Genomic DNA, 19,697 nt, shown 5'->3' on the forward strand with positions numbered 1-19,697 from the left:
CCTCGCTGACTGGACTTCAGACCTCTGCTCTCCCGATCCGATGGCACAGGCGCCGGCGCTGCCACAGCCGGCGTCGGCGACGCCGCGCCCGGCCGCGCTGAGCGACGCGCTGCCGATCCCGCCGCCACCGGCGCCCAAGACCGCGGCGGCCTGGATCGTGATGGATTACGCCACCGGCCAGGTCCTGGCCGGCGAAAACTACGACCAGCGCCACGAGCCGGCCAGCATCACCAAGGTCATGACGTCGTACGTGATCGCCGCGGAAATGGCCGCCGGCAAGGTCCACGCCGACGATCCGGTGATGATGACCGAGCACGCCTGGCGCGAAGGCGGCGCCGGCACCGAGGGCAGTTACAGCGGCTTCCCGGTCAACCAGACCGCGCCGCTGGTGGAGATGGAAAAGGGCATGGTGGTGCAGTCCGGCAACGATGCCGCGATCGCGCTGGCCGAGCACGTCGCCGGCAGCGAGGAGTCCTTCGCCGCGCTGATGAACGCCTACGCCGCGCGCATCGGCATGAAGGATTCGCACTTCGTCAATCCGCACGGGCTTTCGGCCGAGGGTCATTACTCGACCGCACACGACCTGGCGCGGCTTGGGCAGGCGCTGATCCGCGACTTCCCGGTCGCGTACTCGTACAACAAGATCAAGGAGTTCACCGTCGGGCCGATCACCCAGCCCAACCGCAACGTGTTGCTTTGGCGCGATCCCTCGGTCGACGGCATCAAGACCGGCCACACCAGCAACGCCGGCTACTGCCTGATGGCGTCGGCCAAGCGTGGCGACCAGCGGCTGATCACGGTGGTGCTGGGCGACACCAGCGAGAACCAGCGCGCGGTCGACAGCCAGGCGCTGCTCAACTGGGGTTTCCGCTTCTTCGAGACCCACAAGCTCTACGACGCGGGCAAGGCGATCGCGAAGCAGAAAGTGCGCAAGGGTGCCGTCGACGAGGTGCAGCTGGGCCTCGCCCAGCCGCTGCTGGTGAGCATGCCGCGCGGCAAGTACAGCCAGCTCAAGCCGGCGATGGAAGTGCCCAAGATGCTGGTCGCGCCGATCGCCAAGGGCCAGAAGATCGGGATGGTGAAGGTCACCCTGGACGGCAAGGTGGTCGCGCAGCGTCCGCTGGTCGCGCTCGAGGCGGTCGAGCAGGGCGGTTTCTTCAAGCGCCTGTGGGACGAATTCTGGATCTGGTGGGACACGGTCTAGCTGCCGCCCGGCATCGCAAGGGTTGCTGAAAAAGCCGGCGAAAGCCGGCTTTTTCGTACGCACTCGCAACCCAGGCGCCTTGTTGTTGGGGGCCGGCTGCAGGATCGGCCTACCCGCTATGGAGCCTGCCGTGGGGGTGCCTGGCCGGGTGCCGCATCGAGCGCCGGCGCTGCCTGCGCCGCATGCACCTGCACCTGGTCGCCCACCACGATCACCATCAGGTCCTCGCCGAGCACCACCGGGCCGTCATAGATCGTGCGCGTTGCCGGCAACAGGTCGGCCTCGGTCGCGCTGGGTTGGACGATGTGCGAATAGACGGCCAGCCTCGGATGCGTCCTGCGGAATACCTCGCCCGCGACCTGCGGCGTCACGTGGTGGGCCAGCACGGGCCGCGAACGCTCGGCAGACAGGCCGGCGCGGGCGAACGTCTCGGGCGAGGCCACCTCGTGGATCAGCAGGTCCACTCCGGTTGCGTGCCGGACGAGGTTTTCCGAATGGCGCGTGTCGCCGGAGAGCACCACGGAACGGCCGCCGTAGTCCACGCGGTAACCGAAGGCGTACCGCAGGGGTGGATGGTCGACGGCGAATGCGCTGATGCGTACGCCATCGTGCGCATAGACCTGGCCCTCGCGGATCTCGTGCGCAATCAGGACGGCGCCCTCCGCCTTGGCGCCATCGGCGATGCGCGCCTGGATTTCGACCGCGAAGGCCCGGCGCAGCAGGCCGAGCATGCGTTGCGTGCCTGGTGGCCCCCAGACGCGGAGTGGACGATCGCGCTGCGGCCCCTGGAACCAGCCCGTGAGCCACAGGTCGGGGAAGCCGACGAGATGATCGGAGTGCAGGTGGGTCAGGAACACGCCGTCGACGTCCTGCCAGCGCACGCCGGCCTGGCGCAGCCGCTGCAATGCACCGCGCCCGGCGTCGAACACGAACCGCTGGCCGCCAGCCTCCACCAGCGTGCTGGGGCCGAAGCGGTTCATCACCGGCGCCGGCGAACCGGTGCCAAGCAGGGTCACGGTGATCTGCGGCCCGGCGGCGTGCGCGCCGCCTGCACTGCACAGGCCGAACAGGAGCACTCCGACGAAGCGGTAGTTCATGGCCATGGTCGTCCTCTCTGCGCAGTGGTAAATCGGGGAACCGCGGCGGTCGACGCCGCACCGATCGTCAACGCGCCAGTCCGAACAGCAGCGACGACACCCAGCCCTTGTTGCCGAGCTCGTCCTCCACTTCCCACATCACGCCCTGCTTGTTGCCGGTGGGATAGAGCAGCATGCCGACGTCGAGTGGACGGACCACGTGCTTGCCGTCGGGCGCGGTGAACAGCCTTCCGGGTTTCTGCATCGACACCGCCTGCTGCACGTTCGCGGCCGAGGCGTTGCCGGGCAGGCCTCCCAGCTGGCCGACGAGGTCGTTGTAGGCCTGCAGGTAGGCCAGCGTGATCACCTGGCCGATCTCGGTGTTGGCATAGCCGCTGGCGCCGACCCCGGCGAAGGCGCCCCAGAACACGCCAGCGCCCGCGCCCCAGCCCAGGTCCGTCTTGCTGGCGTGGCCTTCGGTCATCGCCACCTGTTCGGACGAGCGCACGTCGGTGACGGTAAGCATCACGTCGGCCGTCTTGCGCTTGATGTTGATTCCGCCGATCAGCGCGCCGACATTGCGGTTGCCGACCAGCCCGCCCAGCAGGCCGCCGATGTTGTTGCCGCTGGAGTTGTTGTTCTGCGAGACGAGGTCCGGCACCAGTACGTAGTCCGCGGCCTTGATCTGGCCCTTGCCGATGTTGGAACCGCCGCGCAGGTCGCCGCTGGAGGCAAGTTCGCGCTCGGCCTTCATCGCCGCCATGCCCTTGCCGCGGTCGACCAGCGTGAAGCAGTGCGAGCGGCTGACGAACAGCTTGATCACCGCGGTCGGCGCCGGCAGTTGCGCGCCGCTCCACCAGTTGCCTTCGGGCTCGATCACCGCCAGCGTGCCGAGGTTGCGCGAGCACACCGGGATCTGCGCGGTCTGGTTGACGCGCTGCTGCTGCGCGGATTCGGCGCGCGCCTGCGGGAGGGCGATGGCCAGCGCGCAGGCAAGTGCTGCGAGCGGGAGACGGGACTGACGTGGCATGGAAACTCCTCGTGACGTCGTGGGCGCGGCGGACATCCACGCACGCGTGGGCCGGCGGCCCATGGCGGATCGAACGCAGGAAAAGGCCCTCGCAGGACATGCGTCCGCGCGGCGGCGCCGGTCAGAAGCGGACGAAGTAGGGGATCGCCATGAGCACCACGCCGATCAGTGCGGTCGCCCAGGCGCTGGAAACGAAGTACGGAAAGACCATCAGTGCGATGCCGCAGGCCAGTGGCATCGGCGACGCCTGGCGCTTTCCGTAGACGAAATAACCCAGCCCGATCGAGCCGAACACCATGCCCCAGATCAACGTCGCCATGGATGCAGTCCCGCGTCGCCCGCGCCGGCGACGATGGCGCCATGCTAGCCCGGCACGCCCCCGCCGCGGCGGGCCGGCACCCCGGCAGGCGCACCCCGCAGACGGTCACGCGCGGGCCGGCGCGGGTGCGATAACGTGCGCGCTGCCGACCCCAGGGGGACCCGATGTCCGACAGCCTGATGCACATGAGCCTGCCATGGTGGGAGTTCGCGCTGCGCGCGGTGGTGGTCTATTTCATGGTGATGATCCTGCTGCGCCTGTCCGGCAAGCGCGCGGTGGGGCAGTTCACGCCTTTCGACATGGTGCTGCTGATCCTGATCGGCAACGCGGTGCAGAACGGCATGAACGGTGGCGACAACTCGCTTGCGGGCGCGATGGTGTTGTGCATGGTGCTGATCGGGCTGAACTACCTCGTCGCCCGGATCGCCTCGCGCAACCGCAGGGTGCAGGAGATCATCGAAGGCGTGCCGGTGCTGCTGGCGCGCGACGGCAAGGTGTTCGACGCGGTCCTGCGTCGGGAAAACGTCAGCCGCGAGGACTTCGACGAAGCGTTGCGCCAGGCCGAAAACGGCGAATGCACGCAGATCTCCTATGCGTTGCTTGAAACCAACGGCAAGATCAGCTTCGTCATGAACGACGGCAAGGCCGGCAGCTTCCCGGTGAAGAAACCGCCGCCGGGGACGCGCACCTGAGCGGACTCGCCTAGCCCGCCAGTTCCCGCAGCCAGTCGCGCGGGCGCAGGTAGTCGCCCAGGCGCGCCTCGGCGCTGCCCGGCGCGGGCTGGTAGCCGTATTCCCAGCGCACCTGCGGCGGCAGGCTCATCAGGATCGACTCGCTGCGCCCGCCCGACTGCAGGCCGAACAGCGTGCCGCGGTCGTACACCAGGTTGAATTCGACGTAGCGGCCACGGCGATACAGCTGGAACTGCCGCTGGCCCTCGTCGAACGGCGTGTCCTTGCGCGCCGCCACGATCGGCAGGTAGGCGTCGAGGAAGCCGTCGCCGACCGCGCGCAGGTAGGCGAAGTCGGACCCGAAGTCAGTGTGCAGGTCGTCGAAGAACAGGCCGCCGATGCCACGGGTCTCGTTGCGATGGCGGATGAAGAAGTACTCGTCGCACCAGCGCTTGTGCGCTTCGTAGCGCGCCGCGCCGAAGGGCTCGCAAAGCGACTGCGCGGTGCGGTGCCAGTGCAGCACGTCGGCGTCGACGGGGTAGAACGGCGTGAGGTCGAAGCCGCCGCCGAACCACCACGCGACCGTCTCGCCGTCGCGCATGGCGCGGAAGTGGCGCACGTTGGCATGCGTGGTGGGCAGGTGCGGATTGCGCGGGTGGAAGACCAGCGAGACGCCGACCGCACGCCAGGACGCGCCGGCCAGTTCCGGCCTTGCGACGCTGGCCGATGGCGGCAGCTGCGTGCCGGAGACGTCGGAAAAGCCGATGCCGGCCTGCTCGAACACCGCGCCGTCGCGCAGGATCCGGGTGCGCCCGCCACCGCCTTCGGCGCGCGTCCAGGCGTCCTCATGGAAGCGGGCGACACCATCCGCCGCCTCGATCTTCGCGCAGATCCGGTCCTGTAGGCCGGTCAGGTAATCGCGCACGGCGTCGAGTTCGCTCATCGCGAAATTGTAGCTTGCGGGCTTGCCAGCCGCGGCGGCAGTCGCGCGTCGGCATTGGAAAGGCGAGAGCCCCTCATCCGCCTTCGGCACCTTCTCCCGCGGGCGGGAGAAGGGATGCGTCGCGGCCGCCATGGTCGCGCCGCCTACTTCAGGTTCGCCTCGAACAGTTCGTAGATCCGCCGGTATTCGTCGTACCACGCGTCCGGGTGCACGAAGCCGTGGCGCTCCATCGGATACGGGGCGATGCTCCAGCCGTCCTTGCGCAGTTCGATCAGGCGTTGCGTCAGGTCCACCGAATCCTTGAACAGCACGTTGTCGTCGATCATGCCGTGCGCGATCAGCAGCTGGTCCTGCAGTCCGGCGGCGTATTCAATCGGCGAGGAGCGTTTGTAGGCCTCGGGATCCAGCTCGGGCGTGTTGAGGATGTTGGACGTGTACTCGTGGTTGTACTGCGTCCAGTCCGATACCGGCCGCAGCGCGGCGCCGGCCTTGAACACGCCCGGCTCGCGGAACAGCGCCATCAGCGTCATGAAGCCGCCGTAGCTGCCGCCGTAGATGCCGGCGTGCGCGCGGTCGGCCTGGTGGTTGGCGACGATCCAGTCCAGGCCGTCGAGGTAGTCCTCCAGTTCCGGATGGCCCATGTCGCGGTAGATGGCGGTGCGCCAGTCGCGGCCGTAGCCTTCGCTGCCGCGGTAGTCGATGTCCAGCACGAGATAACCGTGCTGCACCAGCAGGTTGTGGAACATCTGCTCGCGGAAGTAATCCGGATAACGCGACTTGACGTTCTGCAGGTAGCCCGCGCCATGCACGAACAGCACCACCGGATAGCGCCGCCCGGCGTCGAGCGTCGCCGGTGCGTAGTACTTCGCCCACAGGGTGCCGGCGCCATGCCTGCTCGGGATCTGCACGAACTGCGGCTGGATCCAGGCCATCGCCTTGAAGGCCGGCGTGCGGGTGTCGGTCAGTTCGAGCGCGGCGCCGCCATCGGCGGGCACCACCGCCAGTTGCGGCGGCAGGTAGGGCGCCGAATGCCGCACCAGCAGCTGGCGGCCATCGGGCGAGGGCACGAAATCCTCGACGCCATCGAGCGCCGTCAGCTCGCGCACCGCGCCGCCGCGGCTGTCGACCGCACACACTTCATAGTCGCCGGGGCGCGCGCGGTTGCAGACGAAATAGAAGCGCGCGCCGTCGGCCGACGGCCGCGGCTGCGAGACTTCCCACCGCCCCGACGTGAGCTGGCGCTGCTTGCCGTCGGTGTCCAGGTACAGCTGCGAATAGCCGGACCGCTCGGACAGTAACCACAACGTCCGCGTCGACCCGCCCTCGGCGCCCGGGAGCCAGCCGAAATCGTTGAAGTTCCAGTTGATCCAGGCGTCGTCGTGCAGGTGGTCGCGCGACTGCAGTGCGGCGGCATCGAGCGTGGACGGCGACAGCGTCGCGATCCAGCGATCCTTGTTGTCGACCGCGCGCACCAGCAGCGCCACCTCGCGGCTGTCGTCGCTCCAGTGGATCGCCGGGCCGCTGCCGTCGCCATCGGTCTCGATGCGCACGTCGCGATCGCCCTTGAGCGCATCCTTGCCGGCGGCCTTGCGCAACGCGGCCAGCGGATCGACCTGGATCCCCGGCAGCGCGTCGAAGCCGAGCTTGCGCAGCTTGCCGGTCGACATGTCCGCCAGCCACAGCGTGTGCGGCAACGGCGGGTTGCGGCCTACCAGCGTGCGCGCGTCCTCGTCCTCGATGTAGCCCGATTCGGTGACATAGCGCGGAAGCTTGGGTACCTGTCCGGCATCGGCGCCCTTGGCGGTGGTGACCACCAGCAGCCAGCGCCCGTCGGGTGACAGCGCGCTGTCGGCGATGTCGACGTCGTCGCCCAGGTACACCGGTGCCGGCGCGCGGGTGGGGTCGCTGGCGCGCCACTGCGCCTGCTGCGCCTGCGCGGCATCCTGGCGTGCCTTGTCGTTGCGCAGCGTCTCCATCAAGCGCAGCTGGTGTTCGCGCAGCGCGTCGGGCTTGGGCTTGGCGTCGGGGTCTTTTTCCGCCTTCAGCACCGCCGCCTGCTGCACACCGTCGCGCGCGCTCCAGCGATACCAGTCGTTGCCCACGCGCCACACCAGGCCGCCGTCGCGGCTCCATTGCGGTAGCGATTCCTCGTCATCGCTGCGGGTGAGCTGCGCCAGCGCGCCGCTACGCAGGTCGCGCACGAAGACATCGCCGTTGCGCACGAACGCCATGCGCGCGTGCGCGGCGTCGTAGACCGGATCGGCGGCGTCGAGCGATGCGCGATCGGCGCCGTCGATCCGCGTCGGGGCGGCAGCCCCGGCATCGAGCCCTTGCTGCCAGGTATCGCGGATGCTCGCACCGGGACGCTTGAGCAGGTACTGCACGCGCTGGCCGTCCCACGCCCACCACGCCTGTTCGACCGGCGGCCCGATCCAGTCCGGATCGGCCATCACTTGCGCCAACGTCAGCGGGGCGGCGGCCGATGGCGCAGGCGCCGGCGCCTGCGCGAAGGCCCAGGACGACAACAGCAGCGCAGGCAACACAAGCGGAAGGGCGCGTGGCGTCGAGCGCATCGGTGGGTTCCAGACGGGAAACCCCCAGCCTAGCAGCCGCGCCGATGGCGGCGGATGCGGCCAAAGTCATGCCCGCGGGGGCGTTTTTTGCGACCGTCATCCCGGTCGGCGCACAATGACGGGCCCGACGCTCCCCCGCGCGTCGCGGAGACGCCCGTGGATGCGCTGCTTTCCTCGCCGCTCCTGCTCTCGCGCATCCAGTTCGGTTTCGTCATCTCGTTCCACATCCTGTTCCCCGCCTTCACCATTGGCCTGGCCCACTGGCTGGCCTTCGTCGAGTGGCGCTGGCTGCGCACGCGCGAGGACCTGTGGCGCGACATCTACTTCTTCTGGCTGAAGATCTTCGCCGTGTCCTTCGGCATGGGCGTGGTGTCGGGGATCGTGATGAGTTTCCAGTTCGGCACCAACTGGTCGATCCTCAGCGCGCGCGCCGGCAACATCCTCGGGCCGTTGCTCAGTTACGAAGTGCTGACCGCGTTCTTCCTCGAGGCGACCTTCCTCGGCGTCATGCTGTTCGGCTGGAAGAAGGTGTCCGACGGCCTGCACTTCCTCGCCACCTGCATGGTCGCGCTGGGCACGCTGTTCTCCACCTTCTGGATCATTTCCGCCAACAGCTGGATGCAGACGCCGCAGGGTTATGCGCTGGTCGACGCGGTCGGCGGCCCGGTGTTCGAACCGGCCGACTGGTGGGCGATCATCTTCAACCCGTCGTTCTTCTACCGCCTGCCGCACATGGTGCTGGCGGCGTTCATCACCACCTGCTTCGTGATCGGCGGCGTGAGCGCGTGGTACCTGCGGCGCGGCGTGCACGCGGTCGCGGCCGGGCGGATGCTGAAGGCGGCGGTGGCGTTCGCGGCGATCGCGGTGCCGCTGCAGATCGCGGTCGGTGATGCGCACGGGCTGGAAGTCGGCAAATACCAACCGACCAAGCTCGCCGCGATCGAGGCGCACTGGCACCCGGAGGAGGCCGGCAAGGGGCTGCCGCTGGTGCTGTTCGGCATTCCCAATCCGGAGCAGGAGCGCAACGACTACGAAGTCAGCGTGCCGCGCCTGGGCAGCCTGATCCTGACCCATACCTGGGGCGGCGGGATCCAGCCGCTGACCGCGGTGCCGGCGAGCGAGCGCCCGCCGGTGGCGCCGGTGTTCTTCTCGTTCCGGATCATGGTCGGCCTGGGCATGTTGATGCTGCTGCTGGCGCTGGCGTCGCTGTGGGCGTGGTGGCGCGGGAAGCTGCTCGATTCGCGCTGGCTGCTGTGGGGCTGGAACCTGATGCTGCCCTCGGGCTTCATCGCCCTGCTCACCGGCTGGTATGTCAACGAGATCGGCCGCCAGCCCTACGTGATCTATGGATTGCTGCGCACCGCCGACGCGGTCAGCCCCAACATCGGCGCCGGCAGCGTGCTCGCCTCGCTGCTGGTGTACGCGGTGGTGTACGCGATCATCTTCGGCGCCGGCATCTGGTACATCCTCAAGCTGATGCGCGCGGGCCCGGTGCGACAGCCGCCCAAGGACACCCAGGGCGGCGAGAAGACGCCGGCGCGGCCGTTGTCGATGCCCGATGAAAGCACCGATCCCGATCCGCCCGACGCACACGCAGGTCCCCGGGAGGCACGCTCATGACGCTCGCGACCGTGCTGCCGGTGCTGTGGTTCGGCGTGATCGGCTTCGGCGTGCTGATGTACGTGCTGCTCGACGGCTTCGTGCTCGGTATCGGCATCCTCGCGCCGTTCGCCGAGGACGAGCACCAGCTCGACCACATGATGAATACCGCCGCGCCGATCTGGGACGGCAACGAAACCTGGCTGGTGCTCGGTGGCGCGGGCCTGCTCGCCGCATTCCCGAAGGCCTACGCACTGCTGCTGTCGACGCTTTACCTTCCCGTGCTGCTGATGCTGGTGGCGCTGATCTTCCGCGGCGTGGCGTTCGAGTTCCGCTTCAAGGCCACCCGCGCCAAGCCGGCGTGGGGCGCGGCGTTCGCGCTGGGCTCGATGTTCACCGCGTTCGCGCAGGGGCTGATCCTCGGTGCGCTGGTCGAAGGCATGCCGCTGCAGGGCGGCAAGTATGTGCACGGCGCGTTCGCCTGGTTCAGCCCGTTCTCGATGCTCACCGGGGTGGCGTTGGTGTTCGGCTATGCCCTGCTCGGATCGACCTGGCTGATCCTGAAAACCGAAAACGACATGCAGCGCGTCGCGCGCAACCTGACGCGGCCGCTGGTGCTGGTGGTGGTCGCGTTCATGGGCCTGGTCAGCGCGTGGCTGCCGTTCCTGGACTCGCGGATCATGGCGCGCTGGTTCGACAGCGGGCATTTCTGGTGGCTGGCGCCGGTGCCGCTGCTGGCACTGGCCAATGCCTTCGCGCTGTGGCGCGCGTCGATGCGGCAGGGGCGCGACGTGGCGCCGTTCGTGCTGACGCTGACGTTCTTCGCGCTGGGTTTCGCCGGCCTGGTGCTCGGCATCTGGCCCAACATCATCCCGCCGACGATGAGCATCTGGGATGCCGCTTCGCCGCCGTCCTCGCAGATCTTCCTCGGTGTCGGCATCGTGATCCTGCTGCCGGCGATCCTGGGCTACACGTTCTGGTCCTACCGCGTGTTCAGCGGCAAGGTCGCGGCCGATTCGGGGTATCACTGACGCGCCTCGCTGAACGGCGCAAACCCGGTTGGAAGGCGCTCGCGCCATTCGCGGCCGCGGGGCCTGCGGGTATGCTGTGCGGATGCTTCCCGCGCGGCCCGCATGCACGCCTACGTCTACAAAAGCCTGAAAAAGGCCGACACCTACGTGTTCCTCGCCGGGCGCGACGATTTCACCCGCCTGCCTGCACCGGTGCCCGATCGCCTCGGCCGCCTGCAGTTCGTGCTCGACGTCGAACTCACGCCCGGGCGCCAGCTCGCGCGCGCCGATGCCGGCGTCGTCCGCGGCAATCTCGCCAGCCGCGGTTTCCACCTGCAGATGCCGGCGCTCGCCGGGGATCCGTCGGTCCACGACCCCATGTCCGACGACTGGGGCACCGATGCCTGACGCGCAGGCGCATCGGCGCTGGCTGGTGCCCGCGGGGCTGGGCGTCGTGCTGGCGCTGCTGGCTGGGCAGGGCGGCGTGCTCACCCTGCTGGCGGGCTGGCTGGCGCAACCGGCGTTCGCGCTGGCCGTGCGCGGCGCGCGCGGTCGCCACCTGCGTTCGCGACTGCGTCGCGATGGGCTGGCGCTGGCGTGGTTGTGGGGGGCCGGACTGCTCCTCGCCGGCGCGCTGGCGGCCTGGCCGCTGGGCGCGCTGCGACAGGCGCCGACGCTGGGCCACGTGGTCGTCGCCAGTGCCGCGGTCGCGCTGACGCTGATCGCGCTGTGGCGGACGTGGCCGCTGTGGCATGGCCTGGAGGCCGATGGCGGCCGCCTGTCCGACCAGTGGCGCGCGCTGTCGCTGCTGCAGGCCGGTGCCTGGCGCGGGCTGGGTTTCGCCACGCTGGCGGCGCTGTCGCTCGCGGCGATCATCGCGCTGGCCTGGCCGGACCTGCTGCTGGCGCCGGCGCGCTGGGCGCTTGCCATTGGGATGGTGTTCGCGTGGCCGGCGCTGCATTGGGCGATGCAGGCGATGGCGCCCGCGGAGGCCTTGCCGACCCTGGCTGGCCTGTTCGACACCCTGGATGAAACGCCTGCGCAGGACGAGGCACCGGCGATCGCCGTTGGCAACCTCGTTGCCGGCCTGTACGCCGCCGCGCGTGGCGGCCGCGTGGATCGCGCGCTGGCGCTGCTCGACGCCGGCGCCGATCCGCATGCCTTGCCGCCGGTGGCGGATCGCGACCAGCGCAGCCTGCCTGTGCTCGCGGCGGTGCTGCCTGACCTGCGCCTGCTGCGCGCGTTGATCGGCGCCGGCGTCGACGTCAATGCCGCGCACGCGGGGATGACGCCGCTGCTGGCGGCTACCCGCGACAGCTGGCACGGGCGCCCCGAAGCGGTGATGACGTTGCTCGCCAATGGCGCCGATCCGCGCGCCAGCGATGCCGACGGCAATACACCGCTGCATCACGCCGCGCGCAGTTCCGATCCCGGCGTCGCCGCGCTGCTGCGCGATGCGGCCGCCGAACTCGACGTACTCAACACCGAGGGCGTCACCCCGCTGGGCATGGCCTGCGCGGCCGGCAACTGGCGGCTGGCGCGGTTCCTGCTCGAGCGCGGCGCCAAGCCCGAACCGGCGGGCGCGACGCCGGCCCTGCTCGCCGCCGCCGGCAGCGACGAGGACGACGCCGCCGGCGTGCAACTGCTGCTCAAGCACAAGGCCAAGGTCGATGCGCGCGACGCCCACGGCCGCAGCGCGCTGCACGAGGCCGCGCTGGCCGGCAATGGCGAAGCGCTGGATGCGCTGCTCGCTGCCGGCGCCGATCCGCAGGCGCACGACACCGCCGGGCGCACGCCACTGCTCGATGCCGCGCGCGGAGCGCACCTGGTGCTGGTGGAGACCCTGGCATCGGCGGGCGCGCGCTTGGGAGTCGTCGATACCCAGGGGCGCAACGCGCTCCACCTCGCCGTGTGCGCCGAGGCGCCTTCGCTGGCGCTGGTGCAGCGCCTGCTGGAGCTTGGCGTGGATCCCAATGCCGTCGATGGCGACGGCAAGGCCGCGGCCGACCTGGCCGCCGAAGCCGGCCGCTGGACGCTGGTTGCCGCGCTGGATCCCGGCTATCCGCTGCCGACCCGCGTCACCGACGACGGCGCGCAGGCACCGACGCCCGATCGCAGCCCACTGTCGCTGCTGCACGATGGCCTGCGCGAACCTCCGTTCACCGGGCTCGACCCGCTGGTGCGCCTGCTCTCGCCACGGGAACTGGGCCGCCTGCTGGTCGACCCCGACGAGCCGCTGGCCTCCGCGCCACGCGTGCACTGGTTGCTGGCCCGCGGCGCCGACGCCGATGCGCGCGAGCGGCCGCATCCGGGCGCGGCGTTGGCCGACTCGGCGATGTTCGCGCTGCTCGCCCGCGGCCCGGCCGGACTGCCCGGCGTGCAGGCGCTGCTCGAACACGCCGTATCGCCGGCCGGACGCGGCGGACTGGCGATGTTCCTCGCCGCATGCGCGGCCGGCGACCAGGCCGCGCGCGGCTACGAACGCTGCGCGCTGGCCCTGCTCGAACGCGGCGCCGATCCGTTTGGACATTCGCCGCCCGGCGATCCGCCGCTGGCACTGGCGGTGCGCCTGGGCTGGTCGCGGCTGGCGCTGCGCCTGGTTGCGATCGGAGTCGACCTGGATGCGCGCGACAGCCATGGCGTGAGCGCGCTGCACCTGGCCGCCGCGCTTGGCCGCGACGAGATGCTCAAGCTGCTGGTGGCGCAGGGCGCGTCGCCGCTGACGCGCGCGGCCGACGGGCAGACACCGCTGGGGGTGGCGCTCTCGGCCGGGCGCCGCGACCTTGCCGACTGGCTCGACTGGCGGGGCTGGCCGTTGCCCGGACGCGCTTTGCAGCCGGCGGACCTGCCGGCTGCCGCGATCGTCGGCGACGCCGACGCGGTGCGACGCCTGCTGGACCTCGGATTCGCCGTCGATACCGTCGATGCACAGGGCTGCACGGCGCTGTTGCGCGCCGCCGGTGGCGGCCATCGGGCGACGGTCGACTTGCTGCTGGCCCGCGGCGCGGATCCGCAGCGCGCCGCGCACACCGGCGCCACGCCGCTGTCGGCCGCGGTCAGCATGCGCCACGGCGAGATCGTCGATCGCCTGCTCGAGGCCGGCGCCGGCCTGGAGCAGCGCCTGCCCGGCGACGTCACCGTGCTGATGCTGGCTGCGGCACTGGGCCTGCCGGACCTGTGCGCGCGCCTGCTGACGGCCGGTGCCAACATCCAGGCGCAGGATGCACAGGGGCTGACGCCACTGCATTGCGCCTGCCTGTTCGGCTTCACCGCGCGCGAGCGGCCACGGCTGATGGCGCTGCTCGACACGTTGCTGCTGGCCGGTGCCGACGCCGACACGGCCGCCGGCAACGTCACTCCATTGCTGCTGCTGCTCGGCGCACGCGCCGAACCCGGGACGGCGTGCGACGAAGAGGTGGTGCTCACCGGCGTCGAGCGCCTGCTGGACGAAGACGTTGCCCTGGATGCCCAGGATGCGCGCGGATTCGGCCCGCTCCATCTGGCCGCGTTGCACGGCCTGCTGCGCACGACCCAGCGGCTGCTGCGGGCCGGCTGCGATCCCGGCCTGCGCGACACCATCAACCGCACCCCGCGCGAGATCGCGGTGATGCGCGGGTTCGTCGACGTTGCCGGTGAATTCCTGCCGCCGACCGCCGGCGTTTCCATGGCACGGTTCCTGCGCGAGCCGCGCTGACGAGTCGCCCGCTTCCTTGACGCGGCGTTTACATTCCCGCTCCTACAAGGGGCGCAAGCCACCGGGGGGTGGGCGCCATGTACCGAATCGACTTTTCTCCACACGGTCCCGGCGGCCTTCGCGCCCACGTCGACGGCGATCGCACGCTGGAATCCACCCTCGGCTACTGGCAGCAGATCGCGCAGCGCAACGCGCAACTGCACCTGCGCCGATTGCTGGTCGTCGACGAACTCGAAGGCGACGAACTCGCGCCCGAACAGTGGCTGGCGCTGGTCGAATCGATGGTCGGCAGCGGGCTGGAACACGTCCGCATTGCACACGCCAAACCGCGTGGCGTGGGCCAGGCGGAATACTGCGAGATCTACGCAAATGCCGCGGGATTTACCGCGCGGACGTTCGACGACGAGCGCCAGGCCGAGCGCTGGTTGCGCTATGGCGACGCCGGCGTCGATGTCCAGCCGATGCCGCTGCGGGCGGCGCGCTAGCGGCCGCGTGACGCGACGTTCGCGCGCCTTGGCGCTAGCATGGACCGCATGGAAACCACGACCGAGCAACGCCGGTTCCGGCGCCAGCCGATTTCGAGTGCGGTGATCGTCACCCCCAATGGCCACGGCCACGACACCCGCATCCTGGACATCTCCGAGGGCGGCGCCTGCGTGGCGTTGCCGTCGGACTGGGTCCCTGTCGCGGGGGCGCCGCTGAAGATCCTGTTCCTCGCCGATTCGCCGACCCCGCTGATGCTGAAGGCGCGCGTGGCGCGGGTCGGCATGGACCACCTGGGCGTGGAATTCGATCCCGTCCAGGACGACAGCGTGCGCGCGCTGCTCGAAGGGCTGGGCCGGCCGTTGTAACTCCGACGCGCCGGCAGCCGCAGCGTCATGGCGGCGGAGCGCAGGCGCCCGGCGCTGGCGCGGCACGCGCCGCCGCCGCGGCGAGATCGGCGGCGTTGACGTCTTCGGCGCTCGGCGACGAAGTCGCGGCGGTATGCGCGGCGGCCGGCCCGGGCATGCGGATCTGGGCGTCGTTGCCCCGGGTCAGGTCCGCACGCAGGTGCGGCAGCGCGTGCGGGTGGCGGCGGGCGATGAAATCGATCATCCGCTCGCGGACCGCGCAGCGCAGGTCGAACAGGTCGCCGGAATTGGCGGCGCTCACCAGCAGGCGCACCTGCATCGACCGCTGGTCGGTGTCGGTGACCTGGGCCACGCACACGCGCCGGTCCCAGCGCGGATCCTCTCTGCAGATGCGCTGCAGCTCATCGCGCAACTGCGCCAGCGACGTGCGGTAATCCAGCCACAACAGCACCGTTCCCAGCAGCTGTGCGGTCGTGCGCGTCCAGTTCTGGAACGGGTTTTCGATGAACCACTGCAGCGGCACGACCATCCGCCGCTCGTCCCAGATCCGCAGCACGATGTAGGTGCTGGTGATTTCCTCCACCCGGCCCCATTCGTCGTCGACGATGACGACGTCGTCCAGCCGGATCGGCTGGGTCAGCGCCAGCTGCAACCCGGCGATGAGGTTGCCGAAGACCGGGCGCGCGGCGATGCCGGCGACCAGCCCGAGCACGCCGGCCGAAGCCAGCAGCGTGGTGCCGACCTGGCGGATCGCGGGAAAGGTCATCAGCGCAACCGAAATCCCGACCAGCGCGATCGTCACCTGGGCAACCCGGCCGAGTACGCGCGCCTGGGTCTGCACGCGTCGCGCGCGCAGGTTGTCGGCCATGTCCAGCGGATGTTCGCGCAGGATGCGGCGCTCGATCGCGCCGATCGCGCGTACCGCCAGCCAGGTCAGGCACAGCCACCCGCCGACGCCGAGCCAGTGCTGGATGCGGCCGATCCACGCGTCGCGCAATGGCATGCCGGCGACCGCGATGCTGAGGAAGAACAGCGACAGCGCCGCCGCGGCCGGCATCGCGACCACCAGCAGCACGCGCGCACGCAGGCTGCGGCCATCATGGCCAGCGATCGCGCGCATGGCGCGATACAGCAGCCACCCCAGCAGCAGCGCCGCCAACAGCGGCCATGCCGCCAATACCCATGTCTGTGCCTGCGCCGGCCAGGATCCCAACGGCGTACTCCGGTGGTGGAACGGCCACGCTACGCGCAGCGCCGGCAATGCCGCGTGCAGGGAGGCCCGGTGGGTGCCAAGCGCCACGGCCAATGCGCGCGCCTGCCACCGCGCCTTGGCACAGGCGCGCACCACCGCAAAACGCACGAGCCCCGCCGAAGCGGGACTCGTGTGGTCGCGATCGACCGCGCCATCAACCGGCGCTCAGTATCCGAGCATCTCGTAGATCAACCCGGTGGTGGCGGCGACGAGCAGGAAGTGGCCATCCACTGGCCGCACCCAGCGATAGCCGCGGGGCGGCGGTGCGAGGTGGTAGGCGCGCCAGTCGTTGACGTAGTAACGCGGCTGCATGTAGATCACCGGCACGCGTTCGCCGCGGCGGAAGCGGCGGTATTCGCCGACGTGGCGGCCATTGTCGTGCGCACCGCGCCAGCGATGGTCGTTGCCGTGGCGCCAGTCGTCGTGCGAGGAGCGGCCGTGGTCGCCGTGGCCGCCATGACCGGGCGCCGCCAGCACGGCGGTGGAGGACAGCATCATCAGGGCAAGGGAAGTGGCAAGCAGCAGGCGTTTCATGGCGGTGCCTTCGGTGTGGCGCGGGCCGGGCCGCGGGACGGGGATGATCCTAGGCGCGGCTGCATGAACAGGGATGCGACGCGGATCATGTCCACGGATGCCGTTCAGCTCGCGGCGTGGCTCGCCCTTCGCCACCAGCGCATGGCGCGGCCGCGCCTGCGCCAGGCGCCCGTCCGGCCACTACGGAGTCGAGGATGGCGGCGCGGCGGGCGCGTCGTCGGCGGCCACATCCCGGGGACGGGTCGCGTCGCTGGCCGCGGGAGGTTGATGGCCCGGGGTGGCGCCGCTGCGGCCGTAAGTGCCATGCATCGTGCGCATGCCCGCGTCCAGTTCGGCCTGGCTGACCATGCCATCGTGGTCGGCATCCATGCGCGCGAACAGGGCCTGCGCGTACGCGGCGTGCTCGGCGGCGGAGATCCGGCCATCGTGGTTGCCGTCCACCTTTGCGAGCATGGATGCCGCCTTGTCCCCTGGCCTGCTGCGCTGGCCGTCATGCGCGAAGGTGCTGGCAGCGGCGATGCCGATCACCAGCGCCACGGTCAAGCCGGACACCGCGCGCGACACCAGCTGCTGCTTCATGACCTGTTCCTCGGTTGGACGATGCGTGGCGAAGGTTCGGGCTCGATGCGCCGTCGATTGGGACGAGCGCACGGTGCAGCGGTAGTGTTGGCCGGCGGCCGTGACGCCGGTGTCGCCTCGTCGGGTCCACCGGCGGCATCGAATGCGACGGGTGCGGCAGCACCCGCCCGTTCCCGGCCACCGCTGCCTTGCCGCCATGCTGACGCGCGCCGTGCGAACGTCGTCGTCCGGGCGCGACACGCCCGCCCACCGACCCCACGGAGGATGCGATGACCCCGAGCGGCACCAGCAACGACGGCAATACCTCCCCCGCCGCAAGCAGCCGCATGGCGGCGGGCACGGCATCGCTGGCCGCGGGCCTTGCCAGCGGCAAGCACCAGGGGCTGCGCCAACCGGCGGACGATGAGCGGGTGGAAGACGCGGTCGACAACATCGGCTTGTCCGATCGCGGCGAATCGATGGAGGACCATCTGCGCGATCGCCGCAGCAAGGGCGTGCGAAACGGATTCGACGACAGCATCGACCACGACGCCGGTGATGTGTCGAGCGCGGTCGACCGCGTACCGCCGCGCACCTGAGATCGCGGGACCGGGCCGATCACACGCGGGCGCTCGTGCTTGCCGCGTCGGTGATTGCCTCCACGGCGGACCATCTCCCGGCAGTCGCGCCGGGGCCAATTGGCCGGCTTCAAATCCTCACGAGGCCCGACAACTGTTTCTTGATGCGCTGCGATGGACGTGCGGATTGCCGGCAGCGACACGTCCACGCATCGCCGTCATCGGCCCGATCCTGAACGAGCCAGGTGGATCGATGTGCATGCGATCGATGCTGACGGCAAATGCCGCTGCGGGAATAAGGTGTTAGCCTTGTCCCGTTCGCGCGATGCAAGTTCGCGTCCGCGAGGCACACCAGGGGGGCTTGGTGCGACAACTCCATTTCATCTCGGGCCTTCCACGCTCGGGATCGACGCTTCTGTCCGCGCTGCTTGCGCAGAACCCGCGTTTCCACGCCGGGGTGTCGGGGCCGCTGGCCGGGCTGTTCGGCGCGCTGCTGGGCGAGATGAGCGAGCGCAGCGAGTTCGCACCCTTCCTCGATGACGACAAGCGCCAGCGCGTGCTGCGCGGGGTGTTCGACAGCTATTACGCCGACGTCGACAAGCCGGTCATCTTCGATACCAGCCGCGGCTGGTGCACGCGGCTGCCGGCACTGGCGCAGCTGTTTCCGGAAGCGAAAGTCATCGCCTGCGTGCGCGACCTGCCGTGGATCTTCGACAGCTTCGAGCGGCTGGTGCGCGCCAGTCCGTTCAGTCCGTCGTGGCTGTTCAACTTCAACCCCAACGGCACCGTCTATACGCGGCTCAACCAGCTTGCCAGCGCCGATGGGCAGGTCGGTTATCCCTTCGACGCCCTCAAGGAAGCCTGTTTCGGCGAACACGCCGGCCAGCTGCTGCTGGTCCAGTACGAAACGCTGTCCAGCGATCCGGACCGGGCCATGGGGGCGATCTACGACTTCCTTGGCGAAACGCCTTACGCGCACGACTTCGACGATGTGCGCTACGAGGCCGACGCCTTCGACCGCCGCCTGGGCACGCCCAACCTGCATCGCGTGCGCGGGGCGGTGAAAGCGCAACCGCGGGTGACGTTGTTGCCGCCGGACCTGTTCCAGCGTTTCGCACACGACGCCTTCTGGCGCGATCCCGCGCGCCGGCCGGCAGGGCTACGCATCGTCTGACGCCATCCTTTCCTTCGCGGTGCCGGCTGCCGGCCTCCGCGTGTCCAGCTCCACGCACCGTTCGCCACAGGGGATCCACCGTGAACCACGTCTACCGCCTCGTCTTCAACCGCGCCCTGGGCGTCATCCAGGTCGTCTCCGAAATCGCCACGTCGACTCCGGGTGGCCGTAGCGACCCGCGCCGCAGCCTACGCCCGCATCGTCTCTCGCAGGCCTGCGCACTGTTGCTGGCGACCGGCCTGGCAAGCGTCGCCTTGCCCGCGGCGGCCGCGGTCACCTGTGTCCCCGATGCGGCCCATCTTTGCGGGACCGATGGCGGCGCGGGCGGCGCAGGCAGCTCTGGCGGGGTCGGGGGAGCGGGCGGCGCCGGCTCCGTCGGGTCGGGAACCTATGCCAACAACGGCGGCGGCGGTGGAGCGGCGTACTCCGGCGGCTCGGCCGGACAGGGTGCCAACGGCAGTGGCGGCGCGGCGGGCCCCGCATACCTGCCCGGCGCCGGCGGTACGGGTGGTGGCGTGGGCACCCAGGGCAGCGGCGGCGGCGGCGGCGGCGGCGGGTCGCAGCACGACGTTGGCGGCGGCCGCGGCGGCGAGGGCGCGGAGCGGGCGGGGCGGGAGGGCAGGGGGCTGGA

The 19,697-nt window shown here is 70.2% G+C and carries 19 protein-coding genes; 11 read left to right on the forward strand and 8 right to left on the reverse strand.

Annotated features, from left to right (window positions below; translation table 11 throughout):
* The first annotated feature begins 40 nt into the window (after nucleotides 1-40).
* Nucleotides 41-1,204 carry a D-alanyl-D-alanine carboxypeptidase family protein gene (locus G7B67_RS11610; RefSeq protein ID WP_166212575.1) on the forward strand — a complete coding sequence of 388 codons (1,164 nt, stop codon included), beginning with the start codon at nucleotides 41-43 and terminating at the stop codon, nucleotides 1,202-1,204.
* A gap of 116 nt (nucleotides 1,205-1,320) precedes the next feature.
* On the opposite strand, the gene G7B67_RS11615 is transcribed toward G7B67_RS11610, so the two are convergent.
* From G7B67_RS11615 to G7B67_RS11625, 3 genes are all read right to left on the reverse strand, one after another.
* The gene (locus tag G7B67_RS11615; protein WP_166212578.1) at nucleotides 1,321-2,301 is read right to left on the reverse strand and encodes an MBL fold metallo-hydrolase; all 981 of its coding nucleotides are present in this window, start codon (nucleotides 2,299-2,301) and stop codon (nucleotides 1,321-1,323) included.
* Nucleotides 2,302-2,368: 67 nt separating this feature from the next.
* A complete protein-coding gene (locus G7B67_RS11620) occupies nucleotides 2,369-3,310 on the reverse strand; it encodes a CsgG/HfaB family protein (protein WP_243412356.1) in 942 nt (313 codons plus the stop codon).
* A gap of 121 nt (nucleotides 3,311-3,431) precedes the next feature.
* Nucleotides 3,432-3,629, reverse strand: a complete 198-nt coding sequence (locus G7B67_RS11625; protein WP_166212584.1) for a hypothetical protein — start codon at nucleotides 3,627-3,629, stop codon at nucleotides 3,432-3,434.
* A gap of 164 nt (nucleotides 3,630-3,793) precedes the next feature.
* Here G7B67_RS11625 and G7B67_RS11630 point away from each other — a divergent pair, with 164 nt between their 5' ends.
* Nucleotides 3,794-4,321, forward strand: a complete 528-nt coding sequence (locus G7B67_RS11630) for a DUF421 domain-containing protein (protein WP_166212587.1) — start codon at nucleotides 3,794-3,796, stop codon at nucleotides 4,319-4,321.
* 10 nt (nucleotides 4,322-4,331) lie between these two features.
* Here the strand turns inward: G7B67_RS11630 and hemF are convergent, their stop codons facing one another.
* Both hemF and G7B67_RS11640 read right to left on the reverse strand, forming a co-directional pair.
* A complete protein-coding gene (gene hemF, locus G7B67_RS11635; protein WP_166212590.1) occupies nucleotides 4,332-5,243 on the reverse strand; it encodes an oxygen-dependent coproporphyrinogen oxidase in 912 nt (303 codons plus the stop codon).
* A gap of 143 nt (nucleotides 5,244-5,386) precedes the next feature.
* A complete protein-coding gene (locus G7B67_RS11640) occupies nucleotides 5,387-7,816 on the reverse strand; it encodes a S9 family peptidase (protein ID WP_166212593.1) in 2,430 nt (809 codons plus the stop codon).
* 165 nt (nucleotides 7,817-7,981) lie between these two features.
* Here G7B67_RS11640 and G7B67_RS11645 point away from each other — a divergent pair, with 165 nt between their 5' ends.
* From G7B67_RS11645 to G7B67_RS11670, 6 genes are all read left to right on the forward strand, one after another.
* Nucleotides 7,982-9,436, forward strand: coding sequence for a cytochrome ubiquinol oxidase subunit I (locus G7B67_RS11645; protein WP_243412358.1), 1,455 nt, complete (start codon nucleotides 7,982-7,984; stop codon nucleotides 9,434-9,436).
* On the forward strand, nucleotides 9,433-10,446 hold the full coding sequence (cydB, locus tag G7B67_RS11650; protein ID WP_166212599.1) for a cytochrome d ubiquinol oxidase subunit II: 1,014 nt from the start codon (nucleotides 9,433-9,435) through the stop codon (nucleotides 10,444-10,446). Before G7B67_RS11645 ends, cydB begins: the two co-directional genes overlap by 4 nt.
* 102 nt (nucleotides 10,447-10,548) lie before the next feature.
* Complete coding sequence (locus tag G7B67_RS11655) at nucleotides 10,549-10,833, forward strand: YcgL domain-containing protein (protein WP_166212602.1); 285 nt, start codon at nucleotides 10,549-10,551, stop codon at nucleotides 10,831-10,833.
* On the forward strand, nucleotides 10,826-14,119 hold the full coding sequence (locus G7B67_RS11660; RefSeq protein WP_166212605.1) for an ankyrin repeat domain-containing protein: 3,294 nt from the start codon (nucleotides 10,826-10,828) through the stop codon (nucleotides 14,117-14,119). The genes G7B67_RS11655 and G7B67_RS11660 overlap by 8 nt, the downstream gene beginning before the upstream one ends.
* 77 nt (nucleotides 14,120-14,196) lie before the next feature.
* Complete coding sequence (locus G7B67_RS11665) at nucleotides 14,197-14,604, forward strand: hypothetical protein (protein WP_166212608.1); 408 nt, start codon at nucleotides 14,197-14,199, stop codon at nucleotides 14,602-14,604.
* A gap of 48 nt (nucleotides 14,605-14,652) precedes the next feature.
* Nucleotides 14,653-14,970, forward strand: coding sequence for a PilZ domain-containing protein (locus tag G7B67_RS11670; RefSeq protein WP_166212611.1), 318 nt, complete (start codon nucleotides 14,653-14,655; stop codon nucleotides 14,968-14,970).
* A gap of 25 nt (nucleotides 14,971-14,995) precedes the next feature.
* Here G7B67_RS11670 and G7B67_RS11675 read toward each other — a convergent pair whose 3' ends face one another.
* From G7B67_RS11675 to G7B67_RS11685, 3 genes are all read right to left on the reverse strand, one after another.
* Nucleotides 14,996-16,183 carry a mechanosensitive ion channel family protein gene (locus G7B67_RS11675; protein WP_425482442.1) on the reverse strand — a complete coding sequence of 396 codons (1,188 nt, stop codon included), beginning with the start codon at nucleotides 16,181-16,183 and terminating at the stop codon, nucleotides 14,996-14,998.
* Nucleotides 16,184-16,387: 204 nt separating this feature from the next.
* The gene (locus G7B67_RS11680; RefSeq protein ID WP_243412357.1) at nucleotides 16,388-16,756 is read right to left on the reverse strand and encodes an RcnB family protein; all 369 of its coding nucleotides are present in this window, start codon (nucleotides 16,754-16,756) and stop codon (nucleotides 16,388-16,390) included.
* A 180-nt stretch (nucleotides 16,757-16,936) separates the two neighbouring features.
* Nucleotides 16,937-17,335: an EF-hand domain-containing protein gene (locus G7B67_RS11685; protein ID WP_166212614.1), complete on the reverse strand. Its 399-nt coding sequence runs from the start codon at nucleotides 17,333-17,335 to the stop codon at nucleotides 16,937-16,939.
* Nucleotides 17,336-17,604: 269 nt separating this feature from the next.
* On the opposite strand from G7B67_RS11685, the gene G7B67_RS11690 reads away from it, so the two are divergent.
* The 3 genes from G7B67_RS11690 to G7B67_RS13540 all read left to right on the forward strand — a co-directional run.
* Nucleotides 17,605-17,913, forward strand: coding sequence for a hypothetical protein (locus tag G7B67_RS11690; protein WP_166212617.1), 309 nt, complete (start codon nucleotides 17,605-17,607; stop codon nucleotides 17,911-17,913).
* A gap of 343 nt (nucleotides 17,914-18,256) precedes the next feature.
* On the forward strand, nucleotides 18,257-19,066 hold the full coding sequence (locus G7B67_RS11695) for a sulfotransferase family protein (protein WP_166212619.1): 810 nt from the start codon (nucleotides 18,257-18,259) through the stop codon (nucleotides 19,064-19,066).
* An 80-nt stretch (nucleotides 19,067-19,146) separates the two neighbouring features.
* The coding region (locus tag G7B67_RS13540; RefSeq protein ID WP_279304002.1) for an ESPR-type extended signal peptide-containing protein at nucleotides 19,147-19,697 on the forward strand (551 nt) is incomplete at its 3' end.

This window comes from Cognatiluteimonas telluris (genome assembly GCF_011320095.1).
Classification (GTDB): domain Bacteria; phylum Pseudomonadota; class Gammaproteobacteria; order Xanthomonadales; family Xanthomonadaceae; genus Cognatiluteimonas; species Cognatiluteimonas telluris.

Bases quoted from the DNA above. Each gene is read 5' to 3' on its own strand.
- G7B67_RS11610 (WP_166212575.1), top strand. From the start codon at position 41: ATGGCACAGGCGCCGGCGCTGCCACAGCCGGCGTCGGCGACGCCGCGC.
- G7B67_RS11615 (WP_166212578.1), bottom strand. From the start codon at position 2,301: ATGAACTACCGCTTCGTCGGAGTGCTCCTGTTCGGCCTGTGCAGTGCA.
- G7B67_RS11620 (WP_243412356.1), bottom strand. From the start codon at position 3,310: ATGCCACGTCAGTCCCGTCTCCCGCTCGCAGCACTTGCCTGCGCGCTG.
- G7B67_RS11625 (WP_166212584.1), bottom strand. From the start codon at position 3,629: ATGGCGACGTTGATCTGGGGCATGGTGTTCGGCTCGATCGGGCTGGGT.
- G7B67_RS11630 (WP_166212587.1), top strand. From the start codon at position 3,794: ATGTCCGACAGCCTGATGCACATGAGCCTGCCATGGTGGGAGTTCGCG.
- hemF (WP_166212590.1), bottom strand. From the start codon at position 5,243: ATGAGCGAACTCGACGCCGTGCGCGATTACCTGACCGGCCTACAGGAC.
- G7B67_RS11640 (WP_166212593.1), bottom strand. From the start codon at position 7,816: ATGCGCTCGACGCCACGCGCCCTTCCGCTTGTGTTGCCTGCGCTGCTG.
- cydB (WP_166212599.1), top strand. From the start codon at position 9,433: ATGACGCTCGCGACCGTGCTGCCGGTGCTGTGGTTCGGCGTGATCGGC.
- G7B67_RS11655 (WP_166212602.1), top strand. From the start codon at position 10,549: ATGCACGCCTACGTCTACAAAAGCCTGAAAAAGGCCGACACCTACGTG.
- G7B67_RS11660 (WP_166212605.1), top strand. From the start codon at position 10,826: ATGCCTGACGCGCAGGCGCATCGGCGCTGGCTGGTGCCCGCGGGGCTG.
- G7B67_RS11665 (WP_166212608.1), top strand. From the start codon at position 14,197: ATGTACCGAATCGACTTTTCTCCACACGGTCCCGGCGGCCTTCGCGCC.
- G7B67_RS11670 (WP_166212611.1), top strand. From the start codon at position 14,653: ATGGAAACCACGACCGAGCAACGCCGGTTCCGGCGCCAGCCGATTTCG.
- G7B67_RS11680 (WP_243412357.1), bottom strand. From the start codon at position 16,756: ATGAAACGCCTGCTGCTTGCCACTTCCCTTGCCCTGATGATGCTGTCC.
- G7B67_RS11685 (WP_166212614.1), bottom strand. From the start codon at position 17,335: ATGAAGCAGCAGCTGGTGTCGCGCGCGGTGTCCGGCTTGACCGTGGCG.
- G7B67_RS11690 (WP_166212617.1), top strand. From the start codon at position 17,605: ATGACCCCGAGCGGCACCAGCAACGACGGCAATACCTCCCCCGCCGCA.